The sequence below is a fragment of the Geobacillus sp. Sah69 genome (genome assembly GCF_001414205.1).
GTDB classification, from domain to species: domain Bacteria; phylum Bacillota; class Bacilli; order Bacillales; family Anoxybacillaceae; genus Geobacillus; species Geobacillus stearothermophilus.
The window spans coordinates 1-12,826 of the sequence record NZ_LLKS01000002.1; the positions used below are offsets into that span (position 1 = coordinate 1).

Below are 12,826 nucleotides of genomic sequence, written 5' to 3' on the forward strand. Positions count from 1 at the left end.
GTCGAAGCCCATCACGGTGCACTTTCCGAAGAAGAAGCGAGACGGTGGGAACGAGTGTATGATCGCATCCTAGAAAGAGCACAACACCGATTAGAAACGATGACGCCTCTTCCGAAAAAAGCACTCGCTTTTGTTCGACGCCTTCAAAAACGAAAGGAAGAAGCGCTGCGTTTCTTACGTGAAGTACATGTTCCCTTTGAYAACAACCAAGCCGAACGCGATCTTCGCATGGTCAAAGTCAAAGAGAACATTTCGGGTACGTTTCGCGAAGAAACATTCGCGCAGTCGTTTTGCATCGCAAGAAGCATCGTTTCCACACTGACGAAACACGAAAAAAACGTGTGGGATTCGTTATGTCTTCTGTTGGCAGGCGAAACGATCGATCGAGTTCTTTCCGCTACCTAGGGCATTTTCTATGACCGAAATGCCCTATTTGTGCTGGGCTTTTTTATACACTAGCACTGGGGTGAATAGTTACGGACATTCTTTCTATTTCTTGCACACTCGAATAGAACACGTTGTAAATCACGTCTGATTTCAGCCATTTCCATAGCCCTTCAATCAAGTTCAATTGCGGACTGTATGGTGGCAAAAAGACGAGCTCTAACCGATCTTCGTGTTCTTTTAAAAATGGCTGAATGAGTTTGGCATGGTGAATTCGAGCGTTATCTAAAATCATCACTATTTTGCCTGTGGGATAGCGTTCTAACACAAGTTGAAGAAATCGAAGAAATGTTTCCGCGTCATAGCGTTCTTCTTCGATGCAAAACACTTCCCCTGTTTCGTAGTTCAACGTGCCAATCAGCTTCAGCCCTTGATGTTTTCCAAACGTCGGAATGATTCGTTGTTTTCCTTTGACAAACCATGTTTTTTGAATCGCTTGGTAATCACGAATCATCGACTCATCTTGAAAGAGGACATGGGCGATGTTCCCATCTACCAGTTTTTTTTACTTCAGGGAAGGTGATTTCGACGAATTCTTTTTGTTTCTCTTCATCGGCATTGGCTAGTGTATAGGTCGGTTTCGTATAGCTTAGCCCTAACCGATGCAGAATGTCACTTGTTCCGCGAAGCGTGTATGTTGGCCCCCACTTTTGTTGAATGAGTTCAGCGATTATCGCAAGCGTCCAATTATATTTTGCTTCGAATCCCACATCTACGGGGAGCTGATGTTCAATGATCAAAGCCAGCTCTTTTTCCTGCTCAGGGGTCAATCGACGTGGGGCGCCAGGTGAGTATTTCATCTCCAGTCCATCAAGACCGCGCTGGGCGTAGGCATGAATATAGTTATAAATAGTTTTCTTGGATCGACCAATAATCGTTGCGATTTCTCCTTTGGTATATCCCTGCAAATGAAGATAAATCGCTTGGTAGCGTTCATATGCTCGTTTACTTTTTGCTTCTTTCATGGCAGTGGACAACTTTTCGATCTCGTCTTTGTGATTTGGCATCATATTTTCTCTCCGTTCCCCTATTTTCTCTTTTATTTATTCGCCGTGGAACGGGAGAAAACCTTTATTTCAATTTATATATATAAATATTCTCGCCCGCTCCGGGGCGAGTAAGCAGGGGAGAGTGGTGTTCGAATTCTTGTTGGGGTGGCGCCAAAGGGCTGATTACAGCTACAGCCCTTTTGGCGCCACTTTCTTTTCCACTTTGCGCAGCAGCCAGTCAAAGGCAATCGCTAAGATCGCCGCAGGAATGGCCCCGGCTAAAATCAAGTTTTTATCGGCGATGCGCAAGCCGCGGTCGATCAAGTCACCAAGCCCGCCGGCGCCGATAAACGTCGCTAAGGCGGCGACGCCGATCGTCAGCACCGTCGCCGTGCGCACGCCAGCCATAATGACGGGAAGCGAGAGAGGAAGCTCGACCATCCATAAAATTTGCCGCGATGTCATCCCCATCCCTCGGCCAGCGTCCACCAGCGCCGGGTCGACGCCGAGAATCCCAGTGTACGTGTTGCGCAAAATCGGAAGCAAGGCGTACAGCGTCAACGCGATGATCGCCGGCAGTTTGCCGATGCCGAAAATCGGAAGCATAAATCCAAGCAAGGCCAGGCTCGGAATCGTCTGAATGATGGCGGCCACGCCGATGATCGGCTCGGCGAGTTTGCGATACCGCGTCAATACGACGCCAAGCGGCACGGCGATGACGATCGCAATGCCCATGGCGATAGCGGATAAGAGCACATGCTCTTGAAAGGCGATCCAAATATCATTCTTTCGTTCGATCAACGTTTGCAATAATTCCATTGTACCCCTCCTTTTTCGGCTGTTGTCATACAAATAAAGGGGGATGAAAAAAGGCGGCAACAAGACGCGGAGGGGATGAAAAAGCGTCACAAACAAAGGATACCGCAATTTGGGTACAAATGGCAAATTTGGTATCAGCCGATATGTTTGCCTCTCGCCTGCTCTCGCGGTGATGATGGCCCTCTCCTCCTTGATCCTAAAAAATGCTCCGGAATGCTGGCGAATCCTTCAGAATGATCCGAATTCGAGATGTTCGAATAAGCCCGCCGTTTATCCATCAACATGCTGGCTATGCATTCCCCCGCGCCGTTGATCGAAAGGTTGGCAGGCTCCATGGCGAAGACGAACGGATCAACACGTGAACAAAAAAAACGGCAGCCCACGGCTGCCGGGTGAAAAAGGAATCCGTGTGGAACGTTTTTTATGGGGAACGCATTAGGCATGAACAAGGCGATGAAGGGTGCTTTCCGTTTTGAAAACGCGGGCGTTCAAGACGTGCAGTCCCGCTTCATGTTCGGCGAGGGCAGGCAGCACTTTGTCTTCGAGGATGGATGTGATATGGGTGAGGTCGCCTTTCATATGGTGAAGGTCGTGCGCCATCGCCTCGTATTTGGCGGTCAGCACTTTTTGCCCATGGCGGAGCGCTTCAACGATCGCCTTCGTTTCATTCGTGCGCTCATCCAGCAAGTCGATTTGTTGCGCAAGCGTGGTCGTCTGCTCGTTCAGTTGAGCGACTTGATGTTCGACAGTGCCTATGCGTTCGTTGAGTTGGGCGACTTGATGTTCGACAGTGCCCATGCGTTCGTTGAGATGAGCAACTTGGTGCTCAAGGTTGCTTGTCCGCTCATTCAACTGAGTGAACTGCTGCTCAAGGGCGCTTGTTCGTTCGTTAAGCTGTGCGACCTGGCGTTCGAGAACGCTCGTGCGCTCATTCAGCTTGGTCATTTGAGCTTCAAGAGCACCTGTTCGTTCATTGAGCTGGGCCACTTGCCCCTCCAAGGCGCCAACCCGCTGCTCGAGCGACTCGACCGCCGTGCGCGTCGCTTTCACTTCATGCAAAATTTCCCGCAGCAACGCTTCCATTCGTTTCACCTCCTTTTCCCCTCTATTTTACAAAAAACGCGCGCCGATGGCGAGAAAAAATAGGAAAACGGTTTTTGCTAGAAAAAGAGCGGAAAGAATCGTTACAATAAACATAGGAAAAAATCGAAGCGAAGGTGGACGGAGATGGATGCCACATGGCTCAAACCCATTGTCGAAACCAAATATTTATCGACCGAAAACGCGCACCGCTACCGTGCGATTTTGCGCTATTTCTACATTCAGCACGAGCGGATGCGCCAATATTTGTTTCCAGAAGAAGTGTACGCTTTTTTAAAGCAGCACGAGGAGTTTGCCGATTACACAGAAGATGACTTGCAGCAAGACCTCGACCAGCTCGTGAAATGGAACAACTTGATCGCCCGTCAAGAGACGTCCCACGTGCGGACGATTGAAGAGTTTAAGAAAAAGCGATTCCGCTACCAATGCAGCCCGTACACGGTGGAGATCGAGCGGATGATCCGCACGCTTGAGCAGCTTGGGGATTCGTTCGGAGGATCGCTTGAGAAAACGCGGTTTGACCGCTTGTATGCTTCCCTTTCCCGCATCGAGGCGATCATCGCCTCCGGGTTTCAGGAACAGAGAGATGAAATGTACCAAGTATGGGAAGAGACGTTCGATTATTTCAAGAAAATCATCCAAAATTCCGCAGACTATATGGCCTATTTACATAGCGAAAACGTGGAAGAGCGGATGACGTCTGAGTCGTTTCTCGTCTATAAAGAGCAGTTTACGGCGTACTTGCGCGATTTTATCGTCGCCTTGCAAAAAACGTCGATGCAGATTGAACAATTGCTTGAAGATCTGCCGGAAGAAGGGGTTCGGCAGTTCATCGGGCATGTCGTCGACTATGAGCGGTCGATCCCGCGCTTTGCCGATGCGCCGCCGCCGCGCGCTGTGCAGATTGAAGAAAAATGGGAGACGTGGCGCAGCTTGTGTGAATGGTTTTTAGGCCGCAACGGGCGCGAGAGCGAGCTTTCGTTTTTGCAATACCAGACAAATGAGGCGATTCGCCGTCTGACGCGCGTCGTGCAGCGGCTTGGCGAGCGGCATCATCATTTTCGCAGCCGCAAAGGCGACTACTTGCATTTGGCGCGCTGGTTTTCCCGCCTTGAATCGATTGAAGAGGCGCACTGCCTGTCAGCGGTCGTATTCGGCTGCTTCCATACGAAACATCTCGTCGCTGATGCGGAGGCGACTGACAACATATACCGCGACGTATGGGACGAGCCGCCAGCCGAGTGGGTGACGAAGCCGCGCGTCCGCCATTACGGGGAAAAGAAAAAGCCGCAGGCGATTGAAGACAAAGAACGGGAGAAAGAAGAAGCGCGCCTTCGCTATTTGGAAGAAAAAGAGCGCGAGGAAGCGGCGCTCAGACAGCTTGTGACCGATGGAAAAATCGTGCTGGCTGACCTTCCCGAGGTGACTCCATATGTACGAAAAACGCTGCTCGGTTGGATCGCCAAGGCGATGGGGCGCGAGGGGCAAGCAATGAAGACGGAAAACGGGTGGGTGGTCAAAGTGGTGAACAAAGAGGGGACGATTTGCCTTCGCGCAGAAGATGGGGAACTCGTGATGCCGAACTACGAAATTCATGTGCTTTCGGGAGGTGAGTGAGGATGGAAACGGCGTTTGACGACAAGGCGAAAGAAGCGCTCGCCGCGCTGTTTGAGCAGTTTTGGATCATTCGCGACCAAGAGCCGGATTTGTACCAGCTCGTCCGCGAGCGTGAACATGTGTTGAAACGGTATGTGGAGGAGAAGTTTGGGTATCGACTCATCGTCCACCGCTATTTCGCCAAGCTCGAGAAAATTCCCGCCGATCCCGAGCCGTGGATGGGCATCGAGTCGTTTCAAGAGCCGCTCGATTATGCGCTGTTTTGCTGCTTGATGGCGTATTTGGAAGGCAAGGCGGTGGAGGACAAGTTTTTGCTTTCTGACGTATGCGAAGAAATTCGCGCCATGTACCCGGGGGATCTACCAGTCGATTGGACGAACTACGCGCATCGGCGCGCGCTCATCCGCGTGTTGAAAACGGCGGAACAAATCGGTCTTGTCCGCCGGATGGATGGGGAGATTGAAGCGTTCGCCCAGCATGTGGAGGAAGAAGCGCTGTACGAAGTGCCGGTGCTCGCCCGCTATTTTATGCGTACGCATCCGAAAGATTTGTTGCAATATGAATCGATCGACGAATTGCTCGCCGAGGAGTGGAAAGCCTCGCCGCAAGATTATCGGCGCCATCGCCTGTATCGGAAGCTGTTTTTATCCCCGGCGGTGCATCGGACAGAAGGGGACGAGCAAGATTTTTACTACTTGCGCAACTTCCGCCATCGGCTGCGCGATGACATCGAAGCGCATACGCCGTTTCGGTACGAGTTGTACAAAAACGCCGCCATGTTGATGTTGCCTGAGCGGCAGGCGCCGTACACCGTATTTCCTGATCAGAAAGGAACGTCGGAGATCATCCTTCATTTTGCCGCCTTGGTGCGCGAGCGGCTTGGGGAATATCCACCGGATGAATACGGCCGCATCCGGTTGACGTCTGAACAATTTTCCGCCTGGCTTGCCGATTGCCGCCGCCGTTACGGGGCGGGGTGGGGGAAAACGTACCGCGACATGTCGGCTGCCGAGCTTGTCCGCGAAGTGCTTGCGGCGCTCAACGAATGGCGCATGGCCGATGTGGAGCACGACACCGGAATGATCGTCCTTTACCCCCTCCTCGGGCGGGTGTCGGGACGGTATCCAGATGATTTTGACGCGAAAGAGGGAGGAGAACATGGCGAATCCATGGGTGCTTCATCGTGCGGGGCTGATTAATTTTTGGTATTACGACGAGCAGTATTTTCATTTCGCTGACGGCAAGCTGCTGTTGCGGGGAAGCAACGGGGCGGGCAAGTCGGTGACGATGCAAAGCTTGATCCCGGTGCTTTTAGACGGCAAGAAGACGCCCGATCGCCTCGATCCGTTCGGCTCACGGGCGCGGCGCATGGAAGACTACTTGCTTGGGGAAAAAGACGTCGTCAATCGCGATGAGCGGACGGGGTATTTGTTTTTGGAATACAAACGAAAAGCATCCGACCAATACGTCACAACGGGCATCGGCCTGCGGGCAAAGCGGCAAAAAAGCCTCGACTTTTGGGGGTTTGTCATGTTCGACAACCGCCGCATCGGCTATGACCTTCAGTTGTATAAACAAGAAAAAACAGGTGAAAAAATCCCGCTGACGAAACGCGAGCTCGCCGCATTGCTCGGTGCGGGCGGGACGGTCGTCGAGACGCAAAAAGAGTATATGGAGCTCGTCAATAAGCATGTGTTTCGCTTTGAATCGCTCGAGGCGTTTCAAGAATTGATCGAACTGCTCATTCAACTGCGCAGCCCGAAGCTGTCGAAAGACTTTAAGCCGACGGTGATTTATGAGATTTTGGAAAGCTCGCTGCCTCCGTTGACCGATGACGAGCTCCGCCATTTATCCGAAACGATTGAAAACATGGACCAAGCCAAGCAGCAGCTTGAGCAGCTCGAACGCGACGAACGGGCGTTGAAGCGCCTTTGCGATCAATACCGCCTGTACAACGAATATATGATCGCCGAAAAGGCGGCAGAATACGTAAAAGCGGTCAAGCAGGCCGAACAGCTCGCCGCCGAGCAACAACGCCTTCACGATGAAGAAGAAAAGACGCGAAAGGCGCTTGATGAGCTTGAGGAGTCCATCACCCGCCTCGGCCGCGAAGAAGACGTGCTGCGAGCGCGCGAAATCGACTTGGCTGGCCATGAAGTGTTCCAGCAGGCGGAAAAGTATGAACAGCTGAAAGCCGAACGGCAGCGCCTAGAGGAACGGCGGGAGCGGCACGAGCAGACGATTGCGGAAAAAGAACGACAGGAACGTCAGCACCGCCGCCGCCTCGATGAAGCGGAAGCGCGGCTGGATGACCTTGAGCGGAAGCTTGAAGACGAGCTGGAGCAGCTGCGTATGGATGCCGACGAAGGATCCTTTTCCTTGCATGAAACGAACGAAGACGATTTTCACCGCCATCGCCAAAAGCAACAAGAGTTTTCGTTTGCCGCGTGGAAACAGGAAGCCGACCGCCATATCGAGCAGCTCGAGGAGTTGGCGCGTCTTTGGCGCAGGCATGACGAGGTGAAACGACGCTATGAAGAAGCGAGCAGCGAAGCGGGCGAAAGGCGGCGGGAAATGGACGAATGGCGCCACCAGCAATGGAAATGGGAAGAGCTGTTCGAAGAGGAGAAAGAGCGGTTTGAACAAGCCGTGCTTGCCTGGGTCGAGCAGGGAGGAATCGACGTTTCCGAAACGGACATTCAGGCGTTTTTGCAACAAATGGGCGCCCTCTATGAACAGTATTCGCTCGATGATTTGAAGCGCCCATTCGTGCAAGCGTATTACGATGCCGTCGGCAAGAAAAAGGATGAGAAATGGCGGCTCGAGCATGACATCCGTATGTTGGAAGAAAAACGGGCAGAGCGCGAGGCCGAACTGCGTCAATGGCGGGAACAACGCGACCCCGAGCCTGAACGGGATGAACAAACCACTGCCGCCCGGTTGGCGTTGGAGGAGAAAGGCATTCCGTTTGTCCCGCTTTATGCCGCGGTCGAATTTGTCGACGATGTGCCTGACGATGTGCGCGAGCGAATCGAATCGGCGCTTTCACACGCGGGGCTGCTTGACGCCCTCATTACTGCTCGCGAGATCGACGTCGCCTGCGACCGTGTGCTCATTCCGAAACCGGTCCATATGGCGCACACGCTTGCTGATTATTTGCGCCCAGATGCCAATGCCCCTGTGTCAATGGAGCGGATTGACGAAGTGCTCCGAAGCATCGTCATCACCGATGCCGACCAAGAAGGCGGCATGACGATCGATGAAACGGGGCGCTATTCGCTCGGCCTTGTCCACGGCCATGCACCGCGGGGATCGAAGGCGATGTTCATTGGCCGTGCGGCGCGCGAACGGTGGCGGCTTGAGAACATCGCGGCGCTGGAAGCCGAGATCGCCGCTGTGGGGCAAGAGATCGACCGTCTGCGCGGGGCGCATCAGGCGGTGGAAGCGGCCATCCAAGCGCTCGCCGACTGGTTGGCGTCCTTCCCATCGGACCGCGATGTGCGCACCGCGTTTGACGAAGCGCAAGAAGCGCGCCGCCAAGCCGAAAGCAAAGAACGGGAATGGAAGCGGCAAGAAGAAAAAGCCGCTCTCTTGGCGCGCGAATGGAAACAAATCAAACAACAGCTCCACGACGAGTCGGCCGAGCTCGATTTGGCCTTTACTTTAGACGGCTGTGAACAAGCCCAGCTCGCCATGAAATCGTACGTCCGCCATGTGCACGAACTCGAAGTGCTTTACCGCGAAACGCGCCATACCGAGGCGATGATCGCCCAACAGCGCGAGCGGCTCGCGGCGCTGGAAACGGAGATCGACGAAGCGAAAGGCGAACGAAATCGGCTTCGGGATGAAACCGAGCGGCTCGCCTTGCGAATCGCGGAGATGGAACGGACGCTCGCGCAAATGGGGGCGGATGACATTCGCGCCGAAATCGCCCGCATTCAAGAACGATTGGCGTTTTTGCGCCAAGAAATTCCGCGCCTTGTCAACGAACGGGCGCGGACGGAACAGCGGCTCATGCGCTTAGTCGAAGAGCGGGAAAAAGGGGCGCAGCGGGAAGCGTTCGCCCGCGAGCTCGCCGCGATGTGGGAAAAGTCGTTTGCCCGTGAAGCGGCGCTTGGGCTTGTGGATCTTGATCGTTCCCGCTCCCTCCTAGAGCAGGCGAAAGAAGCGAAACAACGGTACGAAGCAGTGTTAAAAGAGACGCGTTCCTCGCTTCTGGCGCGGCTGAACACCGTCTTTTTCCAAGAGTCGTCCAACTTGACCGAATACCGGGCGTCCTTCGAGCCGCTGGAAGAACAAACGAAGCCCGAATGGACCGCCGCTGCCCCAGACGATGAGATGGCCATGAAAGCCGCGGACTGGCGGGAGAAACAAGAACGGCACGTCATTTACCTCGACTACAAAGGCGAGCGCGCCACGCCGTTTGCGGTGCTGGCGGAAGTGGAGCGCGACATCGTCTTGCAGCACGAGTATATGAAAGAACAAGACCGCGAGCTGTATGAGGACGTCATCTTAAAATCAGTCGGCCGCATTTTGCGCAGCCGCATCCAGCGCGCCGAACGGTGGGTGAATGAGATGAATAAACTGATGGGCGGCCTCGACACATCATCAGGGCTTGTGCTGTCCATTCAATGGAAGCCAAAAACGGCGGAGACGGAAGCGGAGCTCGATACGAAAGAATTGGTGCGCCTGTTGCGGCTTGATCCGCGGCTGCTTAGAGAGGAAGATTTACAGCGAGTGACGAACCATTTCCGCTCGAAAATCGCCCGCGCCCGCGAATTGCTTGAAGAGCGCGGCCAAGGCAGCACGCTCCATCAAATCATTAAAGAAGTGCTCGACTATCAGAAATGGTTTTCCTTCACTTTGTACTATGAAAAAACAAACGAGCCGAAACGCGAGCTGACGAACCACCGCTTTTACCAATTCAGCGGTGGGGAAAAGGCGATGGCGATGTACATTCCCCTTTTCGCCGCGGCGTATTCGCGCTACCAAGAAGCGGGCGATGATGCCCCGTACATCATTTCGCTCGACGAGGCGTTCGCCGGCGTCGATGAAAACAACATCCGCAACCTGTTCGGACTTGTCGAACAGCTCGGCTTTAACTACATCATGAACTCGCAGGCGCTTTGGGGCGACTACGACACCGTGCCCGCGTTGTCCATTTGCGAACTCGTCCGTCCGCGCAATGCGTCGTTTGTGACCGTCATTCATTACCGTTGGAACGGGCGCGTCAAACAGCTCATGGTCGATGACAAAGAATGGGAGATGATCGAAACGTGAGCACGGCCAAGGAGGCGGCTGCCTTTTTCCGCTCTGAACCGGGCTTCCGCCGTCTGTTTATCGAGATGAAGCACAAGTACGAGTCGCTCGGCCGCGTCGGCGGCGCGGTGTCTTTAGAGGCGTTCACCGATGAAGAGCGGGAGGCGGTGGCCGCCTTTTTCGGCAAAGACGTCTCCCGCGTCTCCCTTATCGCGTTTGAAAAACAGCTCGGACAGACGAGGTTTGCGGGCGTTGGGCTTGTCGAGCTGCTTGAACAGTACTTCGGCGCCCCGCTTGTCTCAAACAAAGAACGGCGCCAGGCGGAGGAAGAGGAACGGGATCGTTTTTTTGCGCGTCTGACCGAGGAGCATCATTGGGTTGAGTCGGTCCGCCCTCAGCGCTTCGTCCAAACGGCGTACGAAACCGACCGCCGCAGCCTGGAGGAGGCCATCCGCCTTGTCAGCGCGGCTTTGGGCCGCCTCCCGCTCCCGTCATACATGCGCCTCCCGCTCTTTGCCCAGCAAGTGGCGGGCGACCCGCATGCGTTCGATTTGTCCACGCTACCGGGGAGATTGTTGCTTTCGGCGTTGCAAGCGACCGTGCCCGGGGATTGGGACATGGCATCTGTAGAGAGCGTCAACGAGTTGCTCCAGTCCGTCGGCTTGCTCCGTGAGGATATCCTGAACTTTGTCACATGCGCCAACATTCTTGCTGAAACCAAGGACGGACCGCATCCTGTTTTCTCCGCTGCCTGGGAGGCGAACACAGCGCTGAACATGCCGCTTAGAGATGTGCTGTCGCTTGTCCGCGCCCGCCCTGCCCATGGGGGGACGGTGTACATTGTCGAAAACGCGGGCGTCTTTTCGACGCTGCTTGACACCCGCGCCCCGCTTGTCAGCACGAACGGGCAAATGAACGTGGCGACGATGAAGCTGCTCGATCTTCTCGCCTCTTCAGGCGCCAAGCTGTATTACTCCGGCGACTTCGACCCAGAAGGATTGGCCATGGCAGAGCGGCTGCAGGAGCGGTATGGACAGGCCGTCACCCTTTGGCGCTTTTCCGTCGAGGATTATAGGGCCGCCAACCCTGTCGTCGACCTCACCCCCGAGCGCCTCGCCAAGCTCGCATCCGTAACGTCGACGCCGCTGCAGCCGCTGAAAGAGGAGATGGCGGAAACGAAAAAAGCGGGGTATCAAGAGGCAATTATCGGGAGGCTGACAGAGGATATCAACGGGTAGTCCATCCACGAGCCAGAGAAGGAGCCCGGAGCGATCGGGTCTCCTTCTCCAAAAGGAATTTTTGCGCATGCTCGTCCGTCTCGAATTGGATGAAGCGAAACAGCGGCTGTTGTTCGGTTTTTTCGAGACGTATTTGCGGCGATCTGAAGAGGAGGAAGCAAAACGGCGACACGAGGGGAGCCAAATGGAAACGAAGGAAGCAAAGCGTGTGATGGAGCTCATCGTCTCATACGAACAGCGGGGGATGGAAAAGGGAATCCAACAAGGAATCGAACAGGGGTTAAAGCAAGGGATGAAGCAAGGACGCCAAGAAGGGATCGAGGAAGGGAAGCTCGACGTGGTGAAGAGAATGCTGGCGAAAGGATACGATGTCGACACGATCCACGAACCGACCGGACTGCCGATGGAGAAGATTGAAAGGATGAAGGGGTGAGATGGTCCTTCGCCGTCAAGCCCCACATTGTCGTCGACCTCCAATCGTGCCAAAACCCCGGGGGATCGACGACAATGGTTTTATGCGTTTGTCATAGTTCCCCTGAGATTATCGCTGTGGTATAATGTTCATCTAAAGGCTTATCAATGACGACGGTCATAGTTCCCCTGAGATTATCGCTGTGGTATAATCGACTGTGTACAGTCTTGACCCCGAAGGAAGTCATAGTTCCCCTGAGATTATCGCTGTGGTATAATCGGCTGATCGTTTCGATTAAGTCAACATAGGAGTCAGTCAAGACTTTGTGGAGAACATTTTTTCGGTTCACTACGGGTGTTGTCAATCACTAGTTAGCGAACCATTTTCAGGAATTGATATCGTAAGCGCTTTCGGACTCTCATCCCTCATCTTGAAGTGATGATATTGTATTCCATTTTTTTACACCCAACCAAAATCCCGAAGCGCCGACAACGCTTGATGGATCGGCGTCCCGGATGACCGCTGCAGACACGGTAGATTCTGACGCACCACATCTGCCCACAACCGTCCTGCCTTCCGTTTGGCCTGTTCAACCCGCTTGGACTTCGTCGAGGCCGAGGCTGCCGTTCGGGTCTCTTCTTCCTCCACCAACTGCCCATTTCTCCGCCAAATCCCGTCGATTCGGGCTGCCATCGCCCTCAGAAACGCCCGAAGCCCTTGGTCTTTCCAGCTGCGGCGGGATTTCACCCGATGCGCAAACCGGCTCATCACGCTCTCGGCGTGGCCCATCGGACGCATGCCGGTCGTCTCCACCCCTTGCTCCGACAGCCACYCCCGATAGTCCCGGATGCATCCCGGCATCGACTCGATCCGACGGATCATGGCAGCCATCTGCTTCYCTTTCGCTTCGTCCTCCAACGTTCCGACCGCCCYGTTCAGCTCCCCCA

Annotated in this window: 8 protein-coding genes and 2 pseudogenes; 6 read left to right on the forward strand and 4 right to left on the reverse strand. The window is 54.3% G+C overall.

Annotation, left to right across the window (positions count from 1 at the left end; translation table 11 throughout):
* Positions 1–405 (forward strand): transposase (locus AP057_RS00130; RefSeq protein WP_147863238.1); only part of this gene is annotated, 405 nt, incomplete at its 5' end.
* A gap of 79 nt (positions 406–484) precedes the next feature.
* On the opposite strand, the pseudogene AP057_RS15800 reads toward AP057_RS00130, so the two are convergent.
* From AP057_RS15800 to AP057_RS00150, 3 genes and pseudogenes are all read right to left on the reverse strand, one after another.
* Positions 485–1,454 (reverse strand): annotated as a pseudogene (locus tag AP057_RS15800) (IS630-like element ISBs2 family transposase); the annotation flags it as partial.
* Positions 1,455–1,622: 168 nt separating this feature from the next.
* Complete coding sequence (locus AP057_RS00145) at positions 1,623–2,252, reverse strand: ABC transporter permease (protein ID WP_033016655.1); 630 nt, start codon at positions 2,250–2,252, stop codon at positions 1,623–1,625.
* Positions 2,253–2,687: 435 nt separating this feature from the next.
* On the reverse strand, positions 2,688–3,335 hold the full coding sequence (locus AP057_RS00150) for a coiled-coil protein (RefSeq protein WP_033016654.1): 648 nt from the start codon (positions 3,333–3,335) through the stop codon (positions 2,688–2,690).
* A gap of 144 nt (positions 3,336–3,479) precedes the next feature.
* Between AP057_RS00150 and AP057_RS00155 the strand changes: the two genes are divergently transcribed.
* The 5 genes and pseudogenes from AP057_RS00155 to AP057_RS00175 all read left to right on the forward strand — a co-directional run.
* The gene (locus AP057_RS00155) at positions 3,480–4,970 is read left to right on the forward strand and encodes a TIGR02677 family protein (protein WP_033016653.1); all 1,491 of its coding nucleotides are present in this window, start codon (positions 3,480–3,482) and stop codon (positions 4,968–4,970) included.
* A gap of 2 nt (positions 4,971–4,972) precedes the next feature.
* Positions 4,973–6,169, forward strand: a complete 1,197-nt coding sequence (locus AP057_RS00160) for a TIGR02678 family protein (RefSeq protein ID WP_049624943.1) — start codon at positions 4,973–4,975, stop codon at positions 6,167–6,169.
* The gene (locus tag AP057_RS00165) at positions 6,129–10,250 is read left to right on the forward strand and encodes a TIGR02680 family protein (RefSeq protein WP_055357770.1); all 4,122 of its coding nucleotides are present in this window, start codon (positions 6,129–6,131) and stop codon (positions 10,248–10,250) included. The genes AP057_RS00160 and AP057_RS00165 overlap by 41 nt, the downstream gene beginning before the upstream one ends.
* Positions 10,247–11,467, forward strand: coding sequence for a TIGR02679 family protein (locus AP057_RS00170; protein ID WP_055357771.1), 1,221 nt, complete (start codon positions 10,247–10,249; stop codon positions 11,465–11,467). Before AP057_RS00165 ends, AP057_RS00170 begins: the two co-directional genes overlap by 4 nt.
* 49 nt (positions 11,468–11,516) lie before the next feature.
* A pseudogene (locus tag AP057_RS00175) lies at positions 11,517–11,900 on the forward strand (DUF4351 domain-containing protein); the annotation flags it as partial.
* A gap of 438 nt (positions 11,901–12,338) precedes the next feature.
* On the opposite strand, the gene AP057_RS00180 reads toward AP057_RS00175, so the two are convergent.
* On the reverse strand, positions 12,339–12,826 hold a 488-nt coding region (locus tag AP057_RS00180), incomplete at its 5' end, for a UPF0236 family transposase-like protein (protein WP_200910049.1).

Bases quoted from the DNA above. Each gene is read 5' to 3' on its own strand.
- AP057_RS00160 (WP_049624943.1), top strand. From the start codon at position 4,973: ATGGAAACGGCGTTTGACGACAAGGCGAAAGAAGCGCTCGCCGCGCTG.
- AP057_RS00165 (WP_055357770.1), top strand. From the start codon at position 6,129: ATGGCGAATCCATGGGTGCTTCATCGTGCGGGGCTGATTAATTTTTGG.
- AP057_RS00150 (WP_033016654.1), bottom strand. From the start codon at position 3,335: ATGGAAGCGTTGCTGCGGGAAATTTTGCATGAAGTGAAAGCGACGCGC.
- AP057_RS00145 (WP_033016655.1), bottom strand. From the start codon at position 2,252: ATGGAATTATTGCAAACGTTGATCGAACGAAAGAATGATATTTGGATC.
- AP057_RS00155 (WP_033016653.1), top strand. From the start codon at position 3,480: ATGGATGCCACATGGCTCAAACCCATTGTCGAAACCAAATATTTATCG.